The 26570-nt window shown below is 64.1% G+C and carries 24 protein-coding genes; 4 read left to right on the top strand and 20 right to left on the bottom strand.

Annotation, left to right across the window (positions count from 1 at the left end):
- Window positions 1-3 precede the first annotated feature (3 nt).
- The 10 genes from ASD86_RS19600 to ASD86_RS19550 form a co-directional block, all read right to left on the bottom strand.
- Window positions 4-1914, bottom strand: a complete 1911-nt coding sequence (locus tag ASD86_RS19600; RefSeq protein ID WP_056114537.1) for a phage tail sheath subtilisin-like domain-containing protein — start codon at window positions 1912-1914, stop codon at window positions 4-6.
- 69 nt (window positions 1915-1983) lie between these two features.
- Window positions 1984-2907, bottom strand: a complete 924-nt coding sequence (locus ASD86_RS19595; protein ID WP_056114535.1) for a hypothetical protein — start codon at window positions 2905-2907, stop codon at window positions 1984-1986.
- Entirely contained in the window at window positions 2904-3488 is a 585-nt protein-coding gene (locus tag ASD86_RS19590; RefSeq protein WP_036107360.1) for a DUF4255 domain-containing protein, read from the bottom strand. Before ASD86_RS19590 ends, ASD86_RS19595 begins: the two co-directional genes overlap by 4 nt.
- Window positions 3489-3779: a hypothetical protein gene (locus tag ASD86_RS19585; protein ID WP_056114532.1), complete on the bottom strand. Its 291-nt coding sequence runs from the start codon at window positions 3777-3779 to the stop codon at window positions 3489-3491. It lies immediately after the preceding gene.
- Between the two features lie 714 nt (window positions 3780-4493).
- On the bottom strand, window positions 4494-5954 hold the full coding sequence (locus ASD86_RS19580) for a sigma-54 dependent transcriptional regulator (RefSeq protein ID WP_056114529.1): 1461 nt from the start codon (window positions 5952-5954) through the stop codon (window positions 4494-4496).
- A gap of 251 nt (window positions 5955-6205) precedes the next feature.
- Window positions 6206-6949 carry a hypothetical protein gene (locus ASD86_RS19575; protein ID WP_056114526.1) on the bottom strand — a complete coding sequence of 248 codons (744 nt, stop codon included), beginning with the start codon at window positions 6947-6949 and terminating at the stop codon, window positions 6206-6208.
- Window positions 6950-7327: 378 nt separating this feature from the next.
- The gene (locus ASD86_RS26130; protein WP_082578522.1) at window positions 7328-8728 is read right to left on the bottom strand and encodes a peptidoglycan-binding protein; all 1401 of its coding nucleotides are present in this window, start codon (window positions 8726-8728) and stop codon (window positions 7328-7330) included.
- A 22-nt stretch (window positions 8729-8750) separates the two neighbouring features.
- Window positions 8751-9314: a hypothetical protein gene (locus tag ASD86_RS26125; RefSeq protein ID WP_157476880.1), complete on the bottom strand. Its 564-nt coding sequence runs from the start codon at window positions 9312-9314 to the stop codon at window positions 8751-8753.
- 573 nt (window positions 9315-9887) lie between these two features.
- On the bottom strand, window positions 9888-10991 hold the full coding sequence (locus tag ASD86_RS19555) for a type IV secretion system protein (protein ID WP_056114514.1): 1104 nt from the start codon (window positions 10989-10991) through the stop codon (window positions 9888-9890).
- 40 nt (window positions 10992-11031) lie between these two features.
- Window positions 11032-11829, bottom strand: coding sequence for a hypothetical protein (locus ASD86_RS19550; RefSeq protein WP_235567824.1), 798 nt, complete (start codon window positions 11827-11829; stop codon window positions 11032-11034).
- Window positions 11830-12282: 453 nt separating this feature from the next.
- Between ASD86_RS19550 and ASD86_RS19545 the strand changes: the two genes are divergently transcribed.
- Window positions 12283-12897, top strand: coding sequence for a response regulator transcription factor (locus tag ASD86_RS19545; RefSeq protein WP_056114511.1), 615 nt, complete (start codon window positions 12283-12285; stop codon window positions 12895-12897).
- 96 nt (window positions 12898-12993) lie between these two features.
- On the opposite strand, the gene ASD86_RS19540 is transcribed toward ASD86_RS19545, so the two are convergent.
- The 7 genes from ASD86_RS19540 to cyoA all read right to left on the bottom strand — a co-directional run bounded on the left by ASD86_RS19540 (window position 12994) and on the right by cyoA (window position 20488).
- Window positions 12994-13581, bottom strand: a complete 588-nt coding sequence (locus tag ASD86_RS19540; protein ID WP_082578519.1) for a response regulator transcription factor — start codon at window positions 13579-13581, stop codon at window positions 12994-12996.
- A complete protein-coding gene (locus ASD86_RS19535) occupies window positions 13574-14866 on the bottom strand; it encodes an ATP-binding protein (RefSeq protein ID WP_235567823.1) in 1293 nt (430 codons plus the stop codon). The genes ASD86_RS19540 and ASD86_RS19535 overlap by 8 nt, the downstream gene beginning before the upstream one ends.
- A gap of 181 nt (window positions 14867-15047) precedes the next feature.
- Window positions 15048-15830, bottom strand: a complete 783-nt coding sequence (locus ASD86_RS19530) for an SURF1 family protein (RefSeq protein WP_056114504.1) — start codon at window positions 15828-15830, stop codon at window positions 15048-15050.
- 478 nt (window positions 15831-16308) lie between these two features.
- Window positions 16309-16728, bottom strand: coding sequence for a cytochrome o ubiquinol oxidase subunit IV (cyoD, locus tag ASD86_RS19525; RefSeq protein ID WP_056114501.1), 420 nt, complete (start codon window positions 16726-16728; stop codon window positions 16309-16311).
- Complete coding sequence (cyoC, locus tag ASD86_RS19520) at window positions 16725-17360, bottom strand: cytochrome o ubiquinol oxidase subunit III (protein ID WP_056114498.1); 636 nt, start codon at window positions 17358-17360, stop codon at window positions 16725-16727. Before cyoC ends, cyoD begins: the two co-directional genes overlap by 4 nt.
- Complete coding sequence (gene cyoB, locus ASD86_RS19515) at window positions 17353-19359, bottom strand: cytochrome o ubiquinol oxidase subunit I (protein WP_157476878.1); 2007 nt, start codon at window positions 19357-19359, stop codon at window positions 17353-17355. The genes cyoC and cyoB overlap by 8 nt, the downstream gene beginning before the upstream one ends.
- Before the next feature lie 100 nt (window positions 19360-19459).
- Window positions 19460-20488 carry a ubiquinol oxidase subunit II gene (gene cyoA, locus ASD86_RS19510; protein ID WP_235567821.1) on the bottom strand — a complete coding sequence of 343 codons (1029 nt, stop codon included), beginning with the start codon at window positions 20486-20488 and terminating at the stop codon, window positions 19460-19462.
- Between the two features lie 659 nt (window positions 20489-21147).
- On the opposite strand from cyoA, the gene ASD86_RS19505 reads away from it, so the two are divergent.
- Window positions 21148-22473 (top strand): MFS transporter, encoded by a 1326-nt coding sequence (locus tag ASD86_RS19505; protein WP_082578518.1) that lies wholly within the window; start codon window positions 21148-21150, stop codon window positions 22471-22473.
- Between the two features lie 462 nt (window positions 22474-22935).
- Here ASD86_RS19505 and ASD86_RS19500 read toward each other — a convergent pair whose 3' ends face one another.
- Entirely contained in the window at window positions 22936-23154 is a 219-nt protein-coding gene (locus ASD86_RS19500; protein ID WP_056114490.1) for an MbtH family protein, read from the bottom strand.
- 88 nt (window positions 23155-23242) lie between these two features.
- A complete protein-coding gene (locus tag ASD86_RS19495) occupies window positions 23243-24505 on the bottom strand; it encodes an aminotransferase class V-fold PLP-dependent enzyme (protein WP_056114488.1) in 1263 nt (420 codons plus the stop codon).
- Between the two features lie 466 nt (window positions 24506-24971).
- Between ASD86_RS19495 and ASD86_RS26965 the strand changes: the two genes are divergently transcribed.
- Both ASD86_RS26965 and ASD86_RS26960 read left to right on the top strand, forming a co-directional pair.
- Window positions 24972-25289 (top strand): hypothetical protein, encoded by a 318-nt coding sequence (locus ASD86_RS26965; RefSeq protein ID WP_157476876.1) that lies wholly within the window; start codon window positions 24972-24974, stop codon window positions 25287-25289.
- Window positions 25290-25695: 406 nt separating this feature from the next.
- Complete coding sequence (locus ASD86_RS26960) at window positions 25696-26088, top strand: hypothetical protein (protein ID WP_157476874.1); 393 nt, start codon at window positions 25696-25698, stop codon at window positions 26086-26088.
- 36 nt (window positions 26089-26124) lie between these two features.
- Here the strand turns inward: ASD86_RS26960 and ASD86_RS19485 are convergent, their stop codons facing one another.
- Window positions 26125-26562: a hypothetical protein gene (locus ASD86_RS19485; RefSeq protein WP_157476872.1), complete on the bottom strand. Its 438-nt coding sequence runs from the start codon at window positions 26560-26562 to the stop codon at window positions 26125-26127.
- Window positions 26563-26570: the final 8 nt, after the last annotated feature.

Below are 26570 nucleotides of genomic sequence, written 5' to 3'. Positions count from 1 at the left end.
CGATCAGACTTTGCGGTCGGCCGTCCACTGGCCGATGCGGAAGATGACGAACTCGGCCGGACGCAGCGGCGCGACCCCGATCAGGCAGATCAGGCGGCCGTTGTCGAGGTCGTTCTGTGACATCGTCGAGCGGTCGCACTTGACGAAGAACGACTTCTCCGGCTTGTCGCCGAGCAAGGCGCCGTTCTGCCACTCGTTGAGCAGGAAGTCCTCGATGGTGCGGCGCACGTTGGCCCACAACTGCTCGCCGTTGGGCTCGAACACCGCCCATTGGGTGCCCTTGTCGATCGAGCGCTCCAAATAGGCGAAATAGCGGCGCAGGTTGACGTACTTCCATTCCGGGTCGGAGCTGATCGTGCGCGCGCCCCACAGGCGCATGCCGCGGCCTTCGAAATAGCGGAAGCAGTTGATCCCCTCGGGGTTGAGCACTTCCTGCTGAGCCTTGTTGAGGAAGCGTTCGAAGCCAAGCGCCAGGTTGACGACTTCGTTCGCGGGCGCCTTGTACACCGCGCGATTGACGTCGTTGCGCGCATAGATGCCGGCGACGAACCCCGACGGCGGCATATGCACCTCGCGCTGGGTCAATGGATCGAGCACCCGCACCCACGGGTAATACAGCGCGGCGTACTTGGAATCGAGCTGCGCCCGCATCGCCCGCACTTCGCTGATCGCCATGTTGTCGCCGCTGTCGAGCACCGCGATGCAGTACTTCATGCGTTCGGCGTGGCGGATCAATGAACGCACGATCGATGGCGCCTGCAGCGCGTAGCTGTCGCTGTAGCCGTAGGTCGAACCCGGCGCGGCGACGATCGAGATGTCTTCGAGATCTTCGAACTGGCGCAGGCCGGTCTTGCGGTCGGCGCTGTCGACGTCGCCGCCGTAGGCGTCGGCGGTCGGGCGCGAGCCGTCGTTGCCGTCGCTGAGCAGGATCGCCAGGCTGCGTTCGGCCGCGGTGCTGTCGTTGATCTGCAATGCGGCGCGCAGGCCCAGCGGCGGCGAGGTCGAGGCGTTCGGGTCAGCGTCGAAGAAGGCGTTGAGCAGCTCGGTGCCGGTGCCGATCGCGGCGACATCGTCGGCGCGGATCACGATCGGCAGGGTGCGCGCGCGGCTTTGACTGGCCGGGTTTTCGGCGAAATAGGCGAACAGCGAATCGGGACTGCCGGCGCGCTGATGCTTGGGGTCGAGCGGCAGATCCGGAGCGACGAAGGTGTCGCCGCCGTTGAGCGGCTGCACCACCACGGTGGCGGTGATCACCCGCAGTTCGTAGTCGGCCGCGCTCAAGTCGGTCAGGAGCGCCTCGGCGCTGGTGATGTCCTCGCCGCTGGAGACGAACGCCCAGCTCTCGCTAGCCGCGTCCCACAGCGCCAGGTAATAGCCGTCCTCGATCGCCGGCGACGGCGCGCTGGCGCGCGGACGGATCCACACCACATCGCGCGCCTGCAGCGAATTGGCCAAAGTGACGCCGCCGACATCCGACAGCAGGCTCTGGCCGACATTGAACACGAAGCTGACCCGCGCATCGCCGGCGCGGCCGGGGAAACGCGCGAACACCATCATCGACGAGGGACTGCCGGGCAGGCCGCCGCGGGCGCAGCCCGGGCGCGTGTCGGTGGGGTCGAGCGGGGTGAACACGCGGCTGATGTAGATGCGCTTGCCGCCTTCTTCGAAGAACGCGCGCACGCCGTGCCACATGTAATTGTCGATTTCGACCGAGGAATCGAACACCAGCTTGTCGCGGCCGCCGTAGGTGCGTTCGAACTCGACCAGACTGGTGACGATTTCCGGATCGATGTTGAGCGGCCCGTAACGGGTCGGACCGACGAAGCCGGTGGTGGTGGTGCTCACGCCCTCGATCGATTTCGCGCGGAACGACACTTCCTCGACGAAGACACCGGGAGCCAGGTACTCAGACATAGCAATTCTCCTTGCCAAGAGCGGCATGCGAAGCGGCACGCGGGCGCGGCGCGGTCGGGCGTGCAGTCATCAGGTGGACAGCAACAGCCAGGACGCGTCCGCCGCGTTCTGGCCCTCGGTCTTGGCCAGGTACGGCCGGCGGTAATCCAGTCGCCGCGGCGGCGCGGGCGAGGACAGCGAATCGATCACGCTGCACGGCGCGACCAGTTGGCCGAGCACGTGGGCAAGATCGGGGATTGACGGAATCGGATCGAGCGGCGGCGAGGTCGTCGACCAGTACGCGCTCAGCTCCAGCGTCCAGCGGAAATCGCTGCGCGCCTGCGGCGGCGACGCCAACACGGCGCGCGGCGGTTCGGGGTAGGGGAACATCACCGCGACCCGGCCTTCGCGATCGGCCATGCCCAGGCCGCAGCGCATGCCGTCGATATCGACCGCGAGCAGGCTCCAGGCCGGAACGCGGCCGCTGCCGGCTTCGCGCAACTGCGCGTAGACCACCGCCAGCGGTTGCGGCGGCGGGCGCGAGGGCGAGGAGAACAGCGGGATGCGTTCGATCAGCAGCAGCGGCGGCGAGGCGGCGTCGCCCGGCCAGACGATCGGCTGCGGCGGCGACATCCACGGCGCGAGCCAGGACAACACGCCGCGCGCGGGCAGGTCGGCATCGAACGCGATCGGCAGATAGCGGCCTTGCGGATCGCTGACTTCGACGCGGTAACGGCCGCCCAGCGGCGGCGAGGCCGCGGCGGCGTCGCTCCATGCTTGTAACGGGTCGGAGGACGAATCGAATTCGAACGACGCCAGACCATCCACGCGATGGGCGACGTACACGCCGCTGGGATTGGGCAGCGCCGGCTTGCGCGCATTCGGGCGGGTGAGCGGATACACCTCTACCTTCAAGCCGTCGATCAGCGACGTCGCCGCGGCCACGTCCCAGAAGCGCAGGCCGAGCGCGGCGTTGCGCTGTACGACTTCGCCTTCGCGCAGGACCGCACTCATGTCGCGGTCTCCATCTGGAAGCGCCGGGTCTGCACTGCGGGACCGTCTTCGATGGTCACGTCCGAATCGATCAACACCATGCGCAGCGCGTAGGTCGCCGACGGCGGCAAGCGGCGCAGGCGGTCCCACAGGGTCAGATAGTCGGCCAGCGACAACGGGTCGCAGATCAATTCGACCGCCTCGTGCGGGGCGAAGGTGTCGGTCTCGGGCATATAGTGGTTGAGATGGCCCGCGCTGAGCACGCCGGTGTCTTCCATCAGCCGCATGGCCCAGCCGAGCATGCGCAGCTGGCGCTCGGTGTCCTGCGCCCACGGCGTGATCATGTAATACAGGTCGATCGGCAGCGACGGGCGGAAACGCTTGCCGTCGGGCGAGCGGCGCAGGGTGAGATTGCGCACCGCGCCGTTGATCGCGGTGCGGAACAGGTAGACCGAGAAGCCGTCCTGCATCGGGTTTTCGAAGTCGCGGGTCTGGTACAAGCTGACGTCCAGCCCCGCGCCGAATTCCTCGCGCGGATAACGATCGCGCAGCAAGCCGGCGAGGGCCGTGCTGGTGGCGGCGATGGCGCGATAGTTGGCCACTCAGTCCTCGCGCGCCTGATTCGAGTGATGCGCCTGCGCCAGCGCGGCCAACTGGGCGTCGTCGCCGAGCCGCCGATAACGACGGCGACCGTCGGCGGCGACGATCTCTTCGATCGCGCCGCATCGCTTCATCCACTCCAGTGCGTCCTGCAACTCGTTCATGGCGACCTCGTGTTCGGTTCGCAACCACCAGCGGCGGATGCCCTCGGCGGTATCGCATGCGAGCGGATTGGCGCGCAGATAACCGGCCAAGCTGCTGACACATGCTGATGCCGCGTTGATGTCATCCATCGCGAACCTGCCTCTGTGCGAGTAATTCATTGCAAGAGCGGTGCCAACTTTTTTACGGTGGGTAAATGCTTGAAATCGTTCGCGTGGATATTTCGCGTGACAACCTGGGTGGGATGTTTTCGTCCTGGCGGAAATCGGCAATCGGTCACGCGCGGTGAGCGTGGCGACTGGAGTGCAAGCGTTTGGAGGCAGGATGTCTTTGTCCTGGCATCGGGATGGTTTTGTCCTGGGGCGGACGTGCATTGGAGATTCGCGATATGTCCCGGGGAAGGCGCGACGCTGCCGGGAAGCGGGACTTCGAGCGAAGATGCGACGGCTTCCTTGTTCCACATGCGGGAGAAGGTGCCCGCAGGGCGGATGAGGGGCTGGGCGATAGGTTGCGTCGTGGCTGCTATAGCGCGCGCCCTCACCCCAACCCCTCTCCCGCGTGCGGGAGAGGGGCTTAGTCGTCAAGCGGATGAGGCAACGTCATTCCCTTCTCCCGCTAGCGGGAGAAGGTGCCCGCAGGGCGGATGAGGGCCGGGCTATAGTTTGCGTCGTGGCTGCTATAGCGCGAGCCCTCACCCCAGCCCCTCTCCCGCATGCGGGAGAGGGGCTCAGTAGTCAAAGAGATGAGGCAACGTCATTCCCTTCTCCCGCTTGCGGGAGAAGGTGCCCGCAGGGCGGATGAGGGAGAACGAAACTTGCCCGAGCGACTGACCCGAGCCTGAGCCTCTACCCCGGCTCATGCTCGAACGACCGAAACCGGCTCGGTTCGATCCGATGCTTGCGCATCAACTCGAAGAACGCGCGACGGTCCTTCTTCGCCGCCAGTGCGGCGTGGGTGACATTGCCGCCATGCACCGCCAGCAGGCGTTCGACATAGCCACGTTCGAAGTCGTCGACCACGCGCTGCTTGGCACTGCGGAACGAGGCGCGTTCGGTATCGGCGATCGATACCAATGCGATTTCGTCGGACTCGCCACCTCGCGCGCCATCGATCTGAATGTCCTCTCGGGCCAGCATCGAACCACGTGCGAGCAACACCGCGCGTTCGATCACATGGCGCAGTTCGCGCACATTGCCGGGCCAATCGTGGGCCAGCAACAGTTCCATCGCGCCGGGCGTGAACGCCGGTCCGCAGCGGCCGTAGGGGCGGCCGAACTCGCGCGAGAAATGCGCGGAGAAATGCCGCGCCAGCAAGGCGATGTCCTCGCGTCGCTGGCGCAGCGGCGGCAAGGTCAGGTTGAGCACGTTGAGCCGGTAATACAGGTCCTGGCGAAAACCGCCGTTCTGCGCGAGCACGCACAGGTTGCAGTTGCTGGCCGCGATCACCCGCAGGTCGGCGCGATGCACGGTGTTGGAACCGACCGGACGGTACTCGCGCTCCTGCAGGAAGCGCAGCAGCTTGGCCTGCGCCGACAGCGGCAGGCAGTCGACATCGTCGAGAAACAAGGTGCCGCCCTCGGCCTCGCGCACCAGGCCGGTGCAGGCGCTGTGGGCGTTGGTGTAGGCGCCTTTGACATGGCCGAACAGTTCGTTTTCGACCAGATCGACCGGGATCGCGCCGCAATTCACCGCCACCCACGGCCGGTCGGCGCGCTTGGACAAGTAGTGGATGGCCTGCGCGCAGACCTCCTTGCCGGTGCCGGTCTCGCCGACGATCAACACGCTGGCGTCGCAACCGGCCACCACCGGCAGACGCGCGGCGATGGCCGCGCAGGCCGGGCTGGCGTGGACGAAACCGCGGATCGCGGGCGGTGGTTCGAGCGCGGACGATTCGGCGGACTCGGCCGGCGCCGACGCAGCACACGTTTTATCGGACGCCGACATCGCCTCGGCGCCGGCGCGTTGCAATCGCGCGCCCCATTCGGCGCAGGTCGCGGGCAGCGAGACGAAATCGCTGACGCCGGCGCGGATCACCGCGTCGAGTTCGAATTCATCGGCATCGCGCATGCTCACCACGATCGCCATGCGCGGGCGTTCGCGACGAATCGCGGCGATGCATTCGAGCACCGCGTCCAGGTCATCGGAACCCGATACCAGCACGATGCCGTCGGCGCAGCGTATGGCCGTCTGCAGATAGCCATCGGGCAGCAATCGCAGATGCGCGCAGTCGGCGAGCGCGGCCTGCACCGCGCGTCGTTCGGCCGTCGCGTTCGCCAGCGGCACCACCGCCCAACACGGCACTTCCATCGCCAGCCTCCCTGTCCGTGCCAGTCCGCCCCGCGCGGCGTCGCCGAACCTCGCCGCGCAGCCGTGACGGCTGGCCGGTGAAGGGTCGGTTCGATGCGTTTCGGGGTGTTGCAGCACGATCAACGCGGTGACCGCGGCCGGGCGGTCACCGCCCGGTGTTCGGATTTGCAACATCGGCCGATCGAGCCCCGGTCTTCTCTATCGAGGCGGCCGGGCGGTGAGCCGGCGTGAGCGACCCACGACCGTTCAAGCTAGCGTTGACGTTCGCCGAACGGCGCGCGATACCAACCGATCAGGCCGGCGAGCAGCAACAGCGCGCCGAACCAGCGCAGGGTGCTTGGCCAGGCGGGCGCGGCCTGCAACAGCTGGACCTCGCGCACGAACAGCGTCTCGCAGGCGCCATTGCCCTGATCGTCGCGGTGGGTCGAGGTGCCGCGCTGGAAATCGAAGCCCGAATGATGGCTGTAACTGGCGAGCTGCCCGCGCAGGCGCACCTGATCGCCGACCTTGAGGCCGCGGATCTGCCGGGCGACATCCTCGTTGTCGGTCAGGATATGGTTGTTGGAAATCGCGCGCACATGCGCCGGCCCGACCTTGTCCGTGTCGGTGTAGCTGATGTAGCAGACCCACTGGCCGTTGGAAAAACTCATGGCCTCGTAGGCGCCGTCGGCGGCGTTGGCGCCCCAGACCATGCACAGGTCGGCGACATTGAGATAGTCGCGGCTCTGCTCGTGCTCGCGATCCCACCAGGTTTCCGAATCGTGCCAGCTGACGATCAAGCCGGAAATGTCGTACTCGGCGACCGGGGTGATCTCGTAGTCGACGCCGCCCGCCTGCGCCGCGAAGGCGGGCAGGGCGGTCGGGGTCTGCAACGGATCGTGGAGCACCGACGGCGACAACGCGCCGGGCGCCGGCCGTTCGCCGTCGTAATAAAAGCCGGCTGCCAGCAGCGCGACGCCAGCGAGCAGCAATAGGCGGGCGATCAGGCTCAGCATGTGGCCCGTGTCGCGGTCGACCGCAAGAGGCCACGGCGGGCGCGGTAATGGATGGCGTTGACGATGGATTCCCCTGGGATGCGGCCGCTGCGACGTCGGTGCGATGGCATCGAGCCGCCATCCAGCACGCGCGGACCGATCCGGCTGGCGACTCGCGTCTTTGCGCAAGTGTAGCGTTTGCGCCAGTTTCAGCGTGTGCCCGGCGAGCTTGTCCTCGATCTTGAGGATAAGCGTGCGTTCACCCGGGGCATCAGTTGTAGTCGAAAGCGATCGCCAGGTTGCCTTGGTCCGGTTGGGCTAGTCGTGCACAACAAACGGATCGAAGGGCATCGGACCGTTTGCTGTCGCTGTATGCAGCCGCAATCATTGCGTACCGTCTTAGACGGTCATGGGCTTGACCTGATCCTGGCTAGCCTGCGCCGGCGCATTGGTGTGCTTGGGAAGGTCCTGACTCAACTGTTCGGTAGTCTTCTCGACCGGCTGCTGCACCGCCTGGGCCTTGTCGGCATAGACGCGTTGATGGGCCGGGTCATTCAATGCGCCTTGCACCGCGAACAGGCCGGTGCCGCTGGCGTTCGGGACGACGTGATCGATCTTGGTCAGGCCGCTGACCTTGGCTTCGTACGTCAAGGTGGCCGCGGCGCGCTCGCGTTCGGCTTGATCCTTGAAGCCTGCCTCGGGGCCGAGTTTTTCGATGCCGGCCAGCGCCTGTTGGTACAGGCCGTGATCTGGGTGGTTCGGGTCTGAAAGCAAGGGGCCGTTGGCTGCTTGCGCTGGCGCATGACCTTCCTTGACCGGTTGGGCGGGTTGGCTTGACGACGGCGGCTGTTCTGATGCTGGCTGCGTCGGAGTAGGCGCTTCTTGCGCGGGATCTTTTGGAGTAGCAGTCTTCAGTGCGTCGAGCGTGTTGGAGCCGGCGATGCCATCGACGGTCAAGCCGTCATGATCTTGCTGAAAGGCTTTGACGGCTTCTTTGGTTTTTTGACCAAAATCGCCATCTGCGCGCAGGGGCTGGCCGCTCGCATCGGTGTAGCCAAGTTCATTTAAGCGCGTTTGCAGTTCGCGCACTTCCTGGCCATTGTCGCGTAGGCTGAGTACGCCGTCGGCCATAGGTGCTGCGGGAGTGGTGCTACCTCCGCTACCCGGATAGACCTGACGGCGATCGTTGGATAAATTGGTGACAGTGGCTTCGCCAGTTAGATTTTCTGAGTGGGGCGGGCGTGTATCTGTCGTGATCGTACCGTTGTCTATGTCGCGGACATAGCGTTCCATTTGCGGCAGGTACTGCGTATTTATGTCTATGTGGACGTGAGCTCCGAACGCCTTGGGATTTCCGTTGTTGTAGCCTCCTTGCGGTGCTAACGGCTGCCCATATTCGATCGGCATATCCGGCTTTAGCTGAGTGTTGCTGAGATCGAGATGACGATATTTGGCGATCAGCTCTCTATTCGGATCGGTGCTGGGTCGATCGTAGATCTCAACGATCCCATTTTTTGGGTCGATCGCGCCGATGTAGCCATTCGCCACGGCCGGCACAGGTACGTTCTTGCCATCGTTGAGGATGAGGTCTTTGGATACGAAGTAGTCGTTGTCACGCGTAACATGCGCAGTGCCATTGTAGTTTCCAAGCAGTTCCTCGCGCTCACCATTGACCGTTCCATAGACACGCCCCTTTTCATTTCCTCTGCTGGGATGGTGGCGTTCGATGTCTTCGTAATCGTGGATGTCATTGATGGTGTTTTTCGCGTCGATGGACTCGACCATGGTGTACTTTGGCATCTCACGGCTCCTTGTGAATGTTTCAGCGCAACTCTTGTGTCAGTTGCCAACAATTGTTCTTACGCTCAAACACGTATGCGCCTTTAGCGCCGTATGTTTCTGTTAGCGTGTCATCGTTTGTGTAATGACCTCTTATGAAGTCAACTTGCATGGTTTCGTCTACACGATGAATTTTTATTTCTATCTTGTCGAATTTTTCTGCTTTTTCGTTTGGGGTGACGTAGGACCAGCGATAGTCGATCAAACCAATTTTGAACGGTTTGTTCTGCTCTTTGGTTTCTACGCCAATTTTTTTGTTCTTGTCTGAAAACTGGCGGATTTCAATGTTGGGCGACGTGTACTGGGATCGAAGTTCCGGTCGGTAGATGTAGGCATTGAAGAAGTTGTCGAAATCTTGATCGCTGTTTCCGCACGCGTCGGCATCCATCGATTGAACGGCTGGCGCTTCTAGTTTTTTCGAGCTGTTCTGGGTCTGCGATGTTTGCTGCCTAGGTGCGGCTGCGGCGGGTTTGTCGGCATGGCTGGGTGCCGAGCACCCCGTGACAAATATCAGGAATAGAACGGTTTTTATGCGTAACAGTCGCATTGGGATGCCTTCACGGTTAGGAAATACTGCTATCCGGTCGAGTAATGCTTGGGGGCGATCGCATCTGAATCAGTCACCCGCCGACTTTCACAGGTAGGCTGCAACCTGAGTAGTAGACGCCACATCGCTGTCCGTTATTTATCTTGTTGCAAGTGGATGTGGCGTCTTCGATAGCGTCTTCCACCGTGGGTGCTCGCGCGACTCCGCTAGCACCCTTATGTGCGACCACGGCTGAGCATTGATTTACATAAATCAGCGCTATTTTGCAGTTCGATCCACCCCTTTTATGACACTCATCAATAGCCATTTTTCGAGCAATTTTTTTGCTCGGCTTTTCCGAAACAATTCCCCAGTTGCCGTTACTGTCTGTTGAAATAGCTCCCCATCTATCAAGCCATGTTACTTTCGATCTACTGCTTTCAGGGATAGGAGCACAGCCAATCGGTCCTTGGGGCCCTGCGGGCGTCGTCTGGTAATGCCCCGGGGGACATGCTCCTTCAGCAAGTGCTGAAGGGCTGGTGCATATCAGAAAGATTCCGAAAATCAGGTGGCCTCTCATCAGGTGTCTCCACATTATTTGTTTCGGGGGTTGCCCTTGATCTCATCTTTTGGAGATGACGTGCTGTTGCCAGGGGCGCGATCTGCATACGTCTCAGACGAAACGCCGGCTTTTGGGTTTGGGGTTGATTCTCGTGTTTGTGTCGTAGGTGCTACCGCATCTGTGTTCTTATCTTTCCCTTGCTCCTTCCCAGCAAACGCCGAATACGACATGAAGTTCCCCAGCGTCCCCTGGAAATAAGCCGCCGCCAACGGCGGGGCGGTCACGATCAACACCGTCATCAGCAAGCCGATCCCGCCCTGGAACATCGCCTGCGTGGTCATTCCTTCAGCGGCGCTGCCCAGGATGCCGTTCAAGGCCTTGTTGACCCACAACAGCACCGCGATCTTCGCCATCAGTTCCATCACCCATCCGGTCACCACGCTCAGCAGCGACATCGAGAACAGCGTGCCGATGGTGTAGAGCAGCCATCGCCGGAACAGGTCCTTGGTCTGTTCGAAGATCAGGCACAGGATGAACAACGGCGCCAAGCCGATCGACAGGGCGATCGAGAACTTGAACAGCAACTGCATCGCGCCGGCCGCCATCGGCGGGCTGGCGGTGCCGATGCCGGCGAACAGCAGGGCCTGCTCTTTCTTGCGCTGCAGCGCCGGGTCCTTGTCGGGCACCTGCACCGCGTCTATCGCGCTCAGCGCGACCTGCATGAAGGCGAGGTTCTTGTCGATCGCGTCGCTGCTGTTTTGAGCGGTGCCGACGAACAGCGAGTGGATCTCGCGATCCAGGTCGACGGTGACGAAGCGGTGCAGGTTGGTGCCGCCCCAGGACATGCTGGTGGCGACGGTGATGATGACCGCGATCTTGGCCATGCCGACGACCATGCCCATCATCGAGTCGCGCGACTGGCCGGTGGCCATGCGGTAGCCGGCGATCATCACCCACAAGGTCACCAGGGTCAGGGCGATGGCGCCGACCCAGCGCATCATCCGCGCCATCAGGCGCAGGCCGAACTGGTCGATCTTGTGGTCGAAGTATTCGCTGATCAGTTTGAAGAAGGCGAAATCGCCGACCCCCTGAGCATGCGGGTTGAGCCAGTCGTGCAGGCTGAGCAGTGCATCCATGAGCCGTTCCTTCGAGCGTGCAAAGGGGCGATCGCCGGGATCAGAACGAGAACGCGCTCTTGATCGAGTCGGTGCCGATCACCCGGCCGATGCCGCTGCCGTCCTTGCGGCCCTCCAATGCGCGACGGGCGAGGCGGGACTGATCGTTCTGCAGCGCCAGGATGTAGTCGTCGTAGGCGCGCATGCGGGCCTGCCAGTAGTCCAGGTCCATCTGGGTGCGGATCATGAAGCGCTGGGCTTCGTTGTCGTTGGCGGCCAGCGCGCCCTGGCTATCGCCGACACTGTCGCGTTGGCTGTCGATGTTGCCGAACTCGTTGTTGCGCCGGATCAGCAGCTTGAGCATGCGCACCGAGTCGTTGTACTTGGCGTTCTCGGCGAGCACGGCGCGCTGGCACAGGGCCAGTTGCTGCTTGACGATGTCGCCGTCCATCTGCGGGCTGAACTGGCCGCGCAAGCCGTCCAGGCCGCCGCTGGAACCGGGGCAGCGGTCTTCCATGCCGTAGTTGCTGGGGCGCTCGGGGAAGTCGTCGACCATCTGTGAATTGCTGATCTGCAACTTCTGCAGCTTGACCAGCTGTTGTTTGTAGTGGTTCGCCGTCGCGCTCCAGCGTTCGGCCTGCTTGCCGAACTCGATCACGTTCTTGGCGATGTTCTGGACGTGCGCGACCAGCGCCGGCGGGTCGTTGACGACCATCTGCGCGCGCGTCGGCGTGGCGGCGAGCAGGCCGGCCAGGATGACGGCGGTGGATGCGGCGGCGCGGGCGCGTAATCGGGCCGGCGAGGCGGCGGTTTGCGGTGAACGCGCGTGCGATGCGGTACGCGGCGGCTGAACGTTCATGCGGTGGCTCCCCCTGGTAATAAATCCACGGTCCTGTGGATTCGTGCTTGCTTGCTGCGGCGTCCTGCGTTTCACAATAGAAACCAGATGAGGGGCGCGAAATCAATCCTGAAGCCGGTTTTTTCCTCTATTTTCAGGTTGTTGTAGACATCTGCCTGCAGCTGGATTGATTTTGTGTGGAATTGATATGCTCGCCGCGTGCAATCCTCGGATCGGGTCCGGCTGACTGCGCGATGAAGTCGTCCAAGGAGCGCCGCGTATCGCAACTTCGAGTAGCGGTCCCGGCGACACGGCTTCACCGTGCGTTGGCGGTCCTTGTCCGATGGTGAAATGGATGCGGTGGTTGCAAGCTGGGCGGACGAGCGGGCGCGAGGTCCCGTTCGACCGCTTCGGCGCGGGTCGGATTGTCGCGGTTCGGATTAATGCTCGACTTCACAGGGAAGGCTGGCCGGCATGATTCATGTGTTCATGGTCGATGATCATTCGCTCGCGCGCATGGCGCTGCGCCTGATGATCGAAGGCGATGGCGACGTCAAGGTGATCGGCGAGGCGAGCGACGTCGACATGGCGTTGCGGATGATTCCGTTCTCGGCGCCGGACGTGGTCGTCAGCGATTTCGATCTGGGCACGAGCGATGGATTGACGGTCACGCGCAAGTTGCTGGATTTCGATCCGACCTTTCGCGTGCTGGTGGTGTCGATGCGCGAACGCGGGCCGGTGTCGCGGATGTTGCTGGCGGCCGGCGCGATGGGTTTCGTGTCGAAGTCGTCGCCGCCGAGCCGGGTATTGGAGGCGGTGCGCGAGGTGGCGCGGGGACGCCGTTATCTGGACGAAGCGCTGCCGGGATCGACGAGCCTGGTGGCGCGTTCGCCGTTCGATCGCCTGAGCGCGCGCGAGTTGATGGTGATCCACATGCGCCTGCAGGGCCGCGATGTCCGCGGCATCGCGAGATTCCTGAAAATGTCGCAGGCGACGGTGCGCGCCCTGCGGGCCAAGGCGATGGAAAAGCTCGGCGCGCGCAGTCACGTCGGGCTGACGCGGCTGGCGTCGGAGCATGGGTTTATTTGAGGCGACCGCCGAAGGCCGCAATCCAGCCCGGCGCGGCTCGATCGTTCTTCAGGCAGTGCGACGAAGGCGAAGCGAATCGGCCGCGCGTCGACGCAATTACTTGACCCGATGCTTGCCGAGCTTGCGCGCCAGCGTACGCCGGTGCATGCCGAGCCGGCGCGCGGTCTCGGAAATGTTGAAGTCGGTGGCGGCGAGCATCTCGTGGATGCGTTCCCATTCCAGGGTCTTGATCGAGGTCTGGCGCTCGGTCAGTTCCACCGTGGCGTCGCCGGCGGCGCGGCCGAACGCGGCTTCGATGTCGTCGGTGTTGGACGGCTTGGCCAGGTAATGGCAGGCGCCGAGCTTGATCGCTTCGACCGCGGTGGCGATGCTGGCGTAACCGGTCAGCACCACGATCAGCATGTCCGGGTCGTGCTCGTGCAGCGCCTGCACGCAGGTCAGGCCGGAGTCGCCGCCGGCCAGTTTCAGGTCGACCACCGCATAGCCGGGGCTATGGGTTTCCAGCAGTTTTTCCACGTCGGCCAGATGGGTCGCGTTGTGCACGATGTAGCCGCGGCGTTCGAACGAACGGGTCAGGGTGCGCGCGAACGCGGCGTCGTCCTCGACGATCAGCAGGCGGCGCGCGTCGTCGCCGTCGAGCGCGTCTTCGTCGAGGGGGACATCGGTGTCGTCGTGCTCATTCATGCTCGGCCTCGCTTACGCTCAAGGACGACAGCGGCAGGCTCATGGTCACCACCGCGCCGCTGGGTTCGCGATTGCGCGCCGCGATGCTGCCGCCGAGCTGGCGGACCACGTTGAGCGACAGGAACAGGCCCAGGCCTCCGCCCGGGCGGCCCTTGCTGGATTGATACGGCTTGCCGAAGTGCGACAGCATCGCCGGGGCGAAACCCGGGCCGGCGTCGCTGACCCGCAGCACCAGCCTGTCCTCGTCGCGCCAAGCTTCCAACCCGACCCAGCCGGGCGAGGCTTCCAGCGCGTTGTCGAGCACGTTGCAGATCATCTGCTTGAGGCCGGAATCGGAAATGATGACCGCATCCTCGCCGAAGCTGTTCTGGTAGTCGAATCCGCGCACCGGACGGGTGCTGCGCCATTCGCCGACCAGGTCGTCCAGAAACGCCGCGACGGTGGTTTCCTCGGGCGCCTCGCCGCGGGTTTCGCCGGCCGACAGCAGGATGCCGGTGACGATGCTCTTGCAGCGGTGCAACTGGGTCTGCATTTCGTCGAGTTCCTGCAGCAGTTCGGGCTGCTGGGTGAACGGCGGCATGTGGCGCCAGTCGCCGAGGATCACCGACAAGGTCGCCAGCGGCGTGCCGAGTTCGTGCGCGGCGCCGGACGCCAGCAGGCCCATGCGCACGATGTGTTCTTCCTCGGCGGCGCGCTGGCGCAGGTCGGCCAGGCGCGCGTCGCGCGCGCGCAGGATCCGGCCGATGCGGGTGATGAACACCACCAGCAAGGTCGCGTTGAGCACGAAGCACAGCAGCATGCCCTGCACGTAGGGATCGGCGAGGCCGCGGGTCGGGTCGGCCGGGATCACCACCGGGCCTGCGAACGTGGTCAGGGCGATGAAGCAGGCGCTGGTCACGAACACCACCGCCCAGCTCGCCCACGAGCGCAGCAGCACCGCGGCCAGCACCACCTGCAGCAGGTACAGGAACACGAACGGATTGGCCGCGCCTCCGCTGAGGTACAACTGCGCGGTCAGGGTCAGCACGTCGACCAGCAAGGCGAGGAACAGCGCGCCGTTGGTGACTTCCTCGCGATGCCGCCAGCGCAGCATGCTGACCAGGTTGAACGCGGCCAGGCAGGCCAGGACGATCGCCATCGGCATCAGCGGCAGGCGGATGCCGAAACCGAAATGCACGAACACGATGGTCGCGACCTGGCCGATCACCGCGATCCAGCGCAGCTGGATCAGCTGGTGCATGTTCTTGACCCCGGTGCCGTCCTGCGAGGCGGTCAACGGGGCCATGCCAGGAGCGGGGCCGGTAATGGGGCTGTCCTGCATGGTGTGTGGGCCGGTAGCGGAAGCGGGGTGGTGCGGGGCGAGGCGAGGTAATTCGGAGCGGTGCGGGCGACGACGCTGACGGCGATCGGATCGAATCGTTACGGCTTCGGTTCCAGTTCGATTGCGGCTTGATTCCAGCTCGGTTCTAGGCGCCGTGGCGACTTCGCCGACGGCGCTCTTCCAGGTATACGCGCCAGGCGGCGAACACCACCATCAGCGCCAGCGCGAACCAGGTCAATGCGTAGGACAGGTGGCTGTTCGGAAACTTTATCACCGTCAGCCCGCCGACCGGCCAGCTCGGCTCGACCGTGGGGTCGCTCGGCAGCGGCGCGCTGCGATCGGCGTCGATGAAGTAGGGCGCGACCTGTTTCAGGCCAAGCTTGTTCAGGCCGAGCTTGGCCGCGATGGCCTGCACGTCGCGCGAGTACCAGCGATCTTGCGCCGGCGCGTTCTTGCGCAGGAAACCGCCGCCGGGCTCGCTCAGGCGCAGCAGGCCGGCGACGCGGGTGTCGGCGGGCGCTTCGCCGGCTTCGGCGGCCTTGCGTTCGTTCGGCGCGAAGCCGCGGTTGATCAGGACGATGTCGCCGCTCGTGGTCTGGAACGGTTGCAGCAGCCAGAAACCGGGGCCGAGTTCGGTCACGGCTTGCACGCGCGTGGCCGCGACCGGAAGGTACTGGCCTTCGAGCTGGACGTGCTTGTACTCGTCGCGATCGGCGCTGACGGTGGCCCAGTCGGCCGGGCCGGGCGCGGCGCCGGGCGGGGCGTGTACGCGTGCGTCGACGCGCTGGATCAGATCGAGTTTCCAGGCGCGACGCTGGATTTGCCAGACGCCCAGGGCGATCAGGCCCAGGAAGGCGGCGAGGAAGAGCAACGACACGGCCGCCAGGGCGAAGCGGCTGCGCGGGGGCTTGGTCGGGGGCGCGGTCATGCTCGGGGCCTCTTCGTGAATCGCCGGTGGGGGCGTTCGGTGTTGCTCGACTTCAGGGTGATACCACTTCGGTCACCATCCTTTTCGCTCGTCATCCCCGCGAAGGCGGGGATCCAGAGACTTCAGAGTCGTACCGCTTTTACCGTCATTCCCGCGAACGCGGGAATCCAGCGACTTTCGTGCGAGCATTCCCGCGAACGCGGGAATCCAGCGACTTTCGTGCAAGTGCCGTCAAAGTCATTGGATGTTCGGCTCCGCCGAAGTGAAGCAGAGCCCGCGTTCGCGGGAATGACGAGCAAAAGCGAAATTCCGCTACCTAATTTATCGCTCGTCATCCCCGCGAAGGCGGGGATCCAGAGACTTCAGAGTCATGCCTCGGTGAAGCCCTGGATTCCCGCTTTCGCGGGAATGACGAGCAAAAGCACAATCCCCCGATTCCCGATTCCCGATTCCCGATTCCCGAATCCCGAATCCCGAATCAAGGCATATTCCGCATATCGTGCGGCATCGGCATCATGTTGGTGTTGAGGTGATGCATCACCCACAGCGAGCCGGCCAGCATGATCACCACCAGCACCAGGGTGAAGATCAGCGCGAGCATGTTCCAGCCGCCCTCCGACTTAGTGTTCATGTGCAGGAAGTAGACCATGTGCACGACGATCTGCACGACCGCGAAGGCCAGCACCACGAACGCGGTCATGCCCGAGCTCGGGATCACCTTGGCCATCACCAGCCAGAACGGGATCGCGGTGAGGATCAGCGACAGCACGAAGCCGATTGCATAGCCGCCGACGGTGCCGTGGTAATCGTCGCCGTCGTCGTGCGCGCTGTCGTGGCCGTGCGCGCCGTCGTGCGCATGATCGTTGTCGTGGTGTTGCGGGGCGACCGGGTGGCTCACGGCAGCACTCCCATCAGGTAAACGAAGGTGAAGACGCCGATCCACACGACGTCGAGGAAATGCCAGAACATCGACAGGCACATCAGGCGGCGGCGGTTTTCCACGGTCAGGCCGTGTTTGCCGAGCTGCGCCATCAAGGTCACCAGCCAGACGATGCCGAAGGTGACGTGCAGGCCGTGGGTGCCGACCAGGGCGAAGAACGAGGACAGGAACGCGCTGCGCTGCGGGCCGGCGCCTTCATGGATCAGATGCGCGAACTCGTACAGTTCCAGGCCGATGAAGGCCAGGCCGAACACGCCGGTGATCGCCAGCCAGCCCTGCACCGCGGCCAGCTTGCGCCGCTTCATCGAGATCATGGCGAAGCCGTAGGTGATCGACGACAGCAGCAGCATCGAGGTGTTGATCGCGACCAGTTGCAGATCGAACAGATCCGCGCCGGACGGACCGGCCGCGTAGCTGCGACCGAGCACGCCGTAGACCGCGAACAGGCAGGCGAACACCAGGCAGTCGCTCATCAGGTACAGCCAGAACCCGAGCAGGGTGCCGTTGTGCGGATGATGCCGGCCCTGGGCGTCGAAGAAGACCGGACGTCCGTCGGCGGTGTGGGTGGCGATGGCGTGTGCGTCAGACATGGGCGGCGGCCAGTTGCTGCGTGTACTTGTCCTCGGTGGCCGTCACTTCGGCCGCGGGGATGTGGTAGTCGCGCTTGTAGTTGAAGGTGTGCACGATCGCGGCGATCAGCATGGCGGCGAAGGCCACGCCGGCGAACAGCCACATCTGCCAGATCAGGCCGAACGCGCAGATCGTGCTGAGCACGGCGATGACCAGGCCGGCGGCGGTGTTCTTGGGCATGTGCACGTCGAGGAAACCCGACTGCGGACGCTGATAACCGCGCTGCTTCATGTCGTGCCAGGCGTCGTTGTCGTGGACCACCGGGGTGAAGGCGAAGTTGTAGTCCGGCGGCGGCGAGGAGGTCGACCATTCCAGGGTGCGGCCCTGCCACGGATCGCCGGTCTCGTCGCGCAGCTCGTGGCGGCGGCGGATGCTAACAACGAACTGGATCAGCATGCTGGCGATGCCCAGCGCGATCAGCACCGCGCCGAACGCGGCGATGATGAACCAGATCTGCAAGGACGGATCTTCGAAGTGGTTGACGCGGCGGGTCACGCCCATCAGGCCGAGCACATACAGCGGCATGAAGGCGAAGAAGAAGCCAGTAATCCAGAACCAGAACGAGCACTTGCCCCAGAACGCATCGAGCTTGAAGCCGAACGCCTTGGGCCACCAGAAGTTGATGCCGGCGAACAGGCCGAACAGCACGCCGCCGATGATCACGTTATGGAAGTGGGCGATCAGGAACAGGCTGTTGTGCAGGACGAAGTCGGCCGGCGGCACCGCCAGCAGCACGCCGGTCATGCCGCCGATGGTGAAGGTGACCATGAAGCCGATCGTCCACAGCATCGGCACTTCGAAGCGGATGCGGCCGCGGTACATGGTGAACAGCCAGTTGAAGATCTTCGCGCCCGTGGGGATCGAGATGATCATCGTGGTGATGCCGAAGAACGAGTTGACGCTGGCGCCCGAGCCCATGGTGAAGAAGTGGTGCAGCCACACCAGGTACGACAGGATCGTGATGACCACGGTCGCGTAGACCATCGAGGCGTAGCCGAACAGGCGCTTGCCGCTGAAGGTCGAGACGATCTCGGAGAAGATGCCGAAGCACGGCAGGATCAGGATGTAGACCTCCGGATGGCCCCAGATCCAGATCAGGTTCACGTACATCATCGGGTTGCCGCCGAGATCGTTCGTGAAGAAGTTGGTGCCGGCGTAGCGGTCCAGCGACAACAGCAGCAGCACCGCGGTCAGCACCGGGAACGCGGCGACGATCAGCACGTTGGTGCACAGCGAGGTCCAGGTGAACACCGGCATGCGCATCATGGTCATGCCGGGCGCGCGCATCTTGACGATGGTCGCGATCAGGTTGATGCCCGATAGCAAGGTGCCGACGCCGGCTATCTGCAACGCCCATATGTAGTAATCGACCCCGACCCCGGGGCTGTAGGCGATGCCCGACAGCGGCGGATACGCCAGCCAGCCGGTCTTGGCGAACTCGCCGACGAACAGCGACAGCATCACCAGCCCGGCGCCGCAGGCGGTCATCCAGAAGCTGAAGTTGTTGAGGAAGGGAAAGGCGACGTCGCGCGCGCCGATCTGCAGCGGCACCAGGTAGTTCATGAAACCGGTGACCAGCGGCATGGCGACGAAGAAGATCATGATCACGCCGTGGGCGGTGAAGATCTGGTCGTAGTGTTCCGGCGGCAGATAGCCGGCGTTATCGCCGAACGCCATCGCCTGCTGCAGGCGCATCATCAGCGCGTCGGCGAAGCCGCGCAGCAGCATCACCAGGCCCAGCACCATGTACATGATGCCGATCTTCTTGTGATCGATGCTGGTGAACCATTCCTTCCACAGATAGCCCCACAGCTTGTAGCGGGTGATCAGCGCGAGCACGGCCAGGCCGCCGAGCACGACCATGGCGAAGGTGGCGATCAGGATCGGCTCGTGCAGCGGGATCGAATCCCAGCTGAGCCGGCCGAAGATCGACTGGGTGAGGTTGGATTGGTCAGACATCTTCAACTCCGGAAGTCCGCTCACGGACTCGGCGCGCGGTCTGCGCGCCTTGCTTGAATTCGATTCGTTGCGATCGGTTCGACAGTGCGATGCGCCGCGATCACGGCGCCAGCGAGGCGACACCCCAGTTCGGCGTGGTCGTCGGTTCGGTCACGCACATCGCCGAGGTCACCACCGGGCCGCCGCGCAGGTCGCCCTTGCGTCGCGGCGCCAGCGCATTGGTGTTGAGGCCCAGGCCGCCGCTGGCGTCGATCATCATCATCTCGTCCATGCACATCTTCGACGAGTCGACGCAGCGGTTGAGGATCGCCTTGTACAGGCCCGGCGCGACCGCGCCGTAGCGACGCACCGGTTCTTTTTCGCTGGGCAGTTCGAGCTTGAGATAGTCGGCGCGCTGCAGGGTGTTGCCGCTGGCGCGGTTCTGCGCGACCCATTGGTCGAAGCCGGCCTGGTCCATGCCGTGAAAACGGAAGCGCATGCCGGAGAAACCGGCGCCGCTGTAGTTCGCCGAGAAACCTTCGTAGTTGCCCGGTGAATTCATCACCGCGTGCAACTGGGTTTCCATGCCCGGCATGGCGTAGATCTGACCGGCCAGGGCGGGGATGTAGAACGAGTTCATCACGGTCGAGGCGGTGATCTTGAAATGGATCGGCCGATCGACCGGCGCGGCCAGTTCGTTGACCGTGGCGATGTTCTGTTCCGGATAGAGGAACAGCCATTTCCAGTCGAGCGCGACCACTTCGACCACCAGCGGCTTGACGTCGGCCGGGACCGGGCGGCCGGCGGCGACGCGGTGCAGCGGGCGATACGGATCGAGGGTGTGGGTGCTGACCCAGGTGATCGCGCCGAGCACGATGATGATCAGCAGCGGCGCGGCCCAGATCAGCAGCTCGAGCTGGGTCGAATGGTCCCAGTCGGGCTTGTAGGTCGCGCTCTTGTTGGAGGCGCGGTAGCGCCAAGCGAAGAACAGTGTCAGCCCGATCACCGGCACGATGATCAACAGCATCAGCACGGTCGACACCACGATAAGATCGCCTTGCTGCGCCGCCACGTCGCCGGGCGGATTCAGCACCAGGGTGTTGCAGCCGGCGAGCAGGGCCAGCGCGGCGATGGCGAGCAGCGGACGCAACGCCCTGGTCAGAAACGTCCTGTTGGCGGGCGTGTCGCTTGAGCGCGGGCCGCGGCGGGGCGCGCCAGCACGGAGCGGGCGGCGCGAAAGCAGGCGGTTTGACAGAGATTTGACCATGGTCATCGGGGCGGCGCGTCGCACGAGCGAAGCCGCGGCAGGGCGGCGATGGGCGCACTGTAGAGCCGCGAGACTGTGACGACGATTGGACGTTTTGTCCTATGGCAGCGCCGGCCGGGTGGTGGGAAGCTAGCGGCGTTCCCGGGAATGGGTGGGATTGTGTTGGGTGGTGTCGTGCTGGGTGGTGTGGAGGGTTGATGAATGATCCGCCCGATGTCGCGTCGCCCACCAGGACGTCATTCCCGCGAACGCGGGAATCCAGGGCCTTTCGTGCGAGAGCGCCTGAAGTCACTGGATGTTCGGCTCCGCCGAAGTAAAGCTGAGCCCGCGTTCGCGGGAATGACGTTAGGTGAGGATCGCAAGGCCTGATAACTGCGTTGCTTCGGGTTATTTGCGTATTTTGCAGATGCAGCGCGCTACGCTATTCCCGATTCCCGATTCCCGATTCCCGATTCCCGATTCCCGCCATAACTGAACGTATCCGCCTGCATCAGCAAACACCGCAGGTCCGATCGCTCCAAGCACCGCAAGCCGACTCGACGATGCATACGCCAAATCTCGCAAACCCGGATTCCTCCCAGACCGTGTCGGTCCACGACACCGGTTCGCATGCCGAAGTGGCGCCGGGCGACATCGCGGTCGGCGTGGTGATCGGCCGCGCCTCGGAGTACTTCGACTTCTTCGTCTACGGCATCGCCTCGGTGCTGGTGTTCCCGTCGATCTTCTTCCCGTTCCTGGGCAAGCTCGAAGGCACGCTGTGGTCGTTTGCGATCTTCTCGCTGGCGTTCATCGCGCGGCCGATCGGCACGGTCACGTTCATGTGGATCCAGCGCCGCTGGGATCGCAGCACCAAGCTCACCATCGCCTTGTTTCTGCTCGGGACCTGCACCGCCGGCATCGCGTTCCTGCCGAGTTTCGGTACCGTCGGCTCGTTGTCGATCGTGCTGTTGTCGCTGTTCCGGATTGGCCAGGGCATCGCGCTCGGCGGATCCTGGGACGGCCTGCCGTCGCTGCTCGCGCTCAATGCGCCGAAGGAACGCCGCGGCTGGTACGCGATGCTCGGTCAGCTCGGCGCGCCGGTCGGCTTCATCATCGCCGCCGCGTTGTTCGCTTATCTCAACACCAGCCTGCCGCGCGCCGACTTCCTCGACTGGGGCTGGCGTTATCCGTTCTTCGCCGCGTTCGCGATCAACGTGGTCGCGCTGTTCGCGCGCCTGCGTCTGGTCGTGACCCACGAGTACGCGCGCGAGTTGGGCGAGCACGAACTCGAACCCACGCCGGTGCTGGAACTGTTCCAGGCCAAGGGCCGGCACGTGGTGATCGGCGCGTTCGCCGCGCTGGCCAGCTATGCGCTGTTCCACATCGTGACGATCTTTCCGCTGTCGTGGATCTTGCTGTACTCGGACCAGTCGGTGAGCCAGTTCCTGGTCGTGCAGATCGTCGGCGCGTGTCTGGCCGCGGTCGCGGTAGTGGCGTCGGGCTGGATCGCCGACCGCTTCGGCCGTCCGCGCACCTTGGCCGCGTTGGCCGCGGCGATCGCGATGTTCAGCGGTTTCGCGCCGACCTTGCTGGGTTCGGGTGAATTGGGCCAGGACGTTTTCATCCTGATCGGCTTCGTGCTGCTGGGCTTGTCGTACGGCCAGGCCGCCGGTTCGGTGACCGCGAACTTCGGTTCGAAATACCGCTACACCGGCGCGGCGTTGACCTCGGACTTGGCGTGGTTGATCGGCGCCGCGTTCGCGCCGCTGGTGGCGCTGGGATTGTGCGCGCACTTCGGGCTGGGGTTCGTCGGCGTGTACCTGCTGTCGGGCGCGGTTTGCACGATGGCGGCGCTGGGCGTTAACCGGGCTTTGAATATTCGTAGTTGATGTGGCGGTGGGATTGCTCCCATCTCGGTTTAGACAAGGCGCATTGATCAAGATGCGTTGATCCGGTTGTTGGGCACTATTGCCTTTGCCAAGATGCTCAGCGCCGGGATCAAGTTGCGTCGTCAATTGTCATCGTCATTCCCGCGAACGCGGGAATCCAGTGTCTCTCGTTCAGAAGTGACACAAGCATTGCTGCGATGCGTCGCCACCCCAAGCCACATCGCATCCGGATGGAAAAGTCACTGGATGTTCGGCTTCGCCGAAGTAAAGCGGAGCCCGCGTTCGCGGGAATGACGAGTAGGTGGATACGCCGATCGGCGGATTTCCGTTTAACTCGATACCGACGAACTCCCAAAGCCGTCATCCCCGCGAAGGCGGGGATCCATGGCTTCACCGCGGCATGACTCTGAAGTCTATGGATCCCCGCCTTCGCGGGGATGACGAGCCAGAGCGATCGCGCTCTCAACCGCCGTGCTGCTCCATCGCCTTGATCAGGCTCAACGGACGCATGTCCGTCCAGTTCTTTTCGATGTAGTCCAGGCAAGTCTGGCGTACCGCCGGGCCGTGGACGCTGCGCCAGCCGGCCGGGATTTCGGCGAATTCGGGCCATAGCGAATGCTGGTTCTCGTCGTTGACCAGAACCAGGAACGTGCCGTTGGGGTCTTCGAAGGGATTGCTCATGTGCTGCTCCTGACAGGGGGCGTGAAAGGTGGGTTGCGACGGTGTTGGATAACGGGTCGAGGACGCATGATCCAGCGCGGCCGGCATTTCAATCCGCGACCACAGTCCGCGATTGCGAACGCAGCGCGCCGCGTTCGCGTTGGTGCACGGCGCGCTCCAGGTCGCTCAGGTAAGCGTCCATGCTCTGGTCGTGGCCCGGGGTCAGGGTCATATGCAAGGCGGCCGGGTTGGACAGGCGGCCGACCGGCCAGCCGCGTGCCTGCATCGCGTCGCCGATCAGGTGGATGTCGTACTCGTCGGAGCCGAATGCGATCACGCTCAGGTGCGGTGCGCCGAGCAGATGCAATCCGGGAATGCGTTCGATCCCTTCGATGTAACGATCGCGGATGTGCATCACCCGCTGGGCCAGGGCGCGATAGCCCGACTCGCCCAGGTAATGCAGCACCGCCCAGGCCGCGGCGACCGCGCCGCCCGGACGCGTGCCGCTCAGGGTGTCGGTGCGGTAGACGCCCTTGGGCCAATCGAAGTATTCGAAATGCTGATACTCCTGATCCTCGGCGTCGGCGTACAGCAGCACCGACGCGCCCTTGGCGGCGTAGCCGAACTTGTGCAGGTCGGCCGACAGCGAACGCACGCCGGGAATGCTCAGGTCGAAACGCGGCAGTCCGGGGAGGAAGCGCGCCACGTGCGGAGCGAGGAAGCCGCCGATGCAGGCGTCCACGTGCAGCCACACCTCGTACTCGCGCGCGAGCCGGGCGATGTCCTCGACCGGGTCGATGGCGCCGAACGGCAGCGACGGCGCCGAGGCGACCATCATCATGGTTTCCAAGGAAATGCACTGCGCCAGCACGTCGACGCTGGCGCGGTAGTCGCCGCCGATCGACACCCGCACCACATCCACGCCCATCAGATCGGCGGCCTTGTCGTAGGCCGGATGCGCGCTGGACGGCAACAGCAGATGCGGGCGACGCACCCCGGGATGGCGCGCGCGGAACGCACGATGCGCGCTGCGTACCGCGAGCATGATGCTCTCGGTGCCGCCGCTGGTCATCGTGCCGACCGCGTCGTCGCCGCCGCCGAGCAGCGACAGCGAGATCGCGATGATGTCGTCCTGCATCCGGCGTAGGCTGGGAAACGCCGCCGGTGCCATCGCATCCTCGCAGATGAACATGGCGTAGGCGCGGCGGGCGACGTCGAGCACGTCCTCGCCGGCGTAGTACACATTCAAGGGCGGACCGTAGCGCCAGTCGGGATCGTCGCCGCGCAGGTCCGACATGGCGACCTGCAATTCGTTCCAGGGCTGGCCCCGGGTAGGCAGGGTCTTGCGACCGTGAAGATTGAGCAGAGTCATGATGCGCTGTCTCGGTTCGGGTCGAGTACGGAAAGTGCGGGAGTTGCAACACGCGTCAGGATCGCGATCGGCGCGCGGGCGCGGCCTGGCTCATCGGCGATGCGGACGCGGCGTCGCTGTGCCATGCGCCCGCCGAATCACCGCGGCGCCGCCGTTGCTTCGCGATCAAGGCGCTGCCCGCGCATGCTCCGGCGATCCGCGGAGATGGGCGCGGAGGCAGGGCGCGTCCAGTTCGCAGCCGCGAACGCGCCCGTGGCGTGCGCAAACGCAAACCATCGGCCGACTGACGGGATCCAGGGCGTCGAACGGGGCGTGGGATTTCGATGCGAATCCGCCAGCGCCGCGTTATCGCCCGCGGGTCATCCTGGACAGCGCTGCGGCGCGGTGCGGATGCTGCTTGCGTGGATGCGTGCTTGCGGCCGCGCGACCGATGGCGCGGACGGGAAGGCGGGCGGAGTCGGACCAGGTGGAACCGGACGTAAGCGGTATCCCACGCGTCGCAGGTTGGAATTCTTCAATCGACTTGCTCCGTGTCACGAGAAGGGTGGTCGCGCACTGGATTCGGACGGTGCGGACGGGTGTGGCGAAACGGTTCGCTATTTTTTTAGTTAGTGAGCGAGCCGCTGTGGTGCGTGTTGTTGCGTTGCTGCACGTTGCCAACACAGTGTTACGTCCTGTTGTCAGGTCGGTCAACGATTCGGGTCATTTGTTGCTCGAAGTAGCGATGTGTATCGCATTAACCGATGTGCTCGATCACAGAATCGACGTTGTTATCGCGGCGTGAATACGGTTGTTGGATCGGCTGAAATGTCCCTTGTTTTAAGGGAAATTCGTGATGTGTGATAGCAGGTGTGAAACGCGCTTGCCGTTTCTGAAAATGCGTGCAAGTCGACGCTTGCATTTTTCATCCGCAGGTCATCTTGGAGTTACGGATATGATGGCCACTGATGTCGAGATGAAAATGTCTGCGTTCTCGTTTGCGTAGTGCGACGCCGGCCGTGGCGAGAAGGGTCGCGAGCGACTTGTTTCATTATGTACATTCGGCGGCGCATGGCGATGTCCATCCGATGCGGCGGGCAGGCGTGGGCAAGCCATTAGCTGTCGGGCTTCGGTGCATGGTTTTTGGCGGTCGAGGCCTGGCTTGCGTATGCTCGGCGTCCCCCGGGCCACTCGCGCGACCGCGCCGCACCATGACCATGTTGTTGATCGTGCTGATCGCATTGATCGTCGCCGTGCCGCTGATCGCGATCCCGGTTGGCGCGTTCGCGATCATGAAGCTGCAAAGACGGGTCATCGACAAGGTCTCCAATGTTGCGCTCGAGCAACGTCTGCACCGCGAGGGAGTGGCGACGACCGCGCAGGTGCTCGATGCGGCCGATACCGGCGGACGCATCGACGCCATTTATCTGTTGGTGCGGCTGCGCTTGCAGATCGCCGCCGCCGACGGCGTGGAAGGGTTCGTCGCCGAGATCGTGGCGGCCTTGAGCCCGGTCCGGGTGGCGCAGATCGTACCCGGCGCGACGGTGAAGGTGCGGGTCGACCCGCTCAGCCGCGAGGTCGTGCTGGATCAGCCGCGGACCTGATCGCGGGCAGCGACTGCCGCGGGTCTGTTCAGGCCGCTACCGGCCAACGGCCGGGATATCGGACGCATCCTTGCAAAATTCACGGCCGCACTCGCCCGGGGCAGGCCGGCTCGCTTGGACGTAACGGCTGCTGAAGCCTTGTTCGCGGCCGGCAACGCGTCGCACGCAGAAACCTTGCACGCGACACTCGTGAGCTTGCGACGGCACCAGTTCGTACACGCTGTCGCGGTAATCGAGTTCGGGGGCGGGGAACTCGGGCGACGCGTAGTTGCGCGAGCGTAACGGCAGGTAGTTCGCGGCGACCAGATCCGCCAGTGTCTCGGGCGGTCGCTGGGTATCGCGCCAATAGCGATCGTAGGCGTCGATGATGCGCTGGTGATTGGCCACATCCGCGTCGTAGCGGATCATCGACATCAGCCCGGAGCCGACGAAGGTGCCACCCACGGCCAGCAGCAGCGCCAGGACCGCGAGCACGCAGATGA

This window comes from Lysobacter sp. Root690, assembly GCF_001427785.1.
GTDB lineage: Bacteria > Pseudomonadota > Gammaproteobacteria > Xanthomonadales > Xanthomonadaceae > Lysobacter.
Note: the sequence above shows the minus strand (reverse complement) of the source record. Positions and strands in the feature narration are given on the sequence as shown.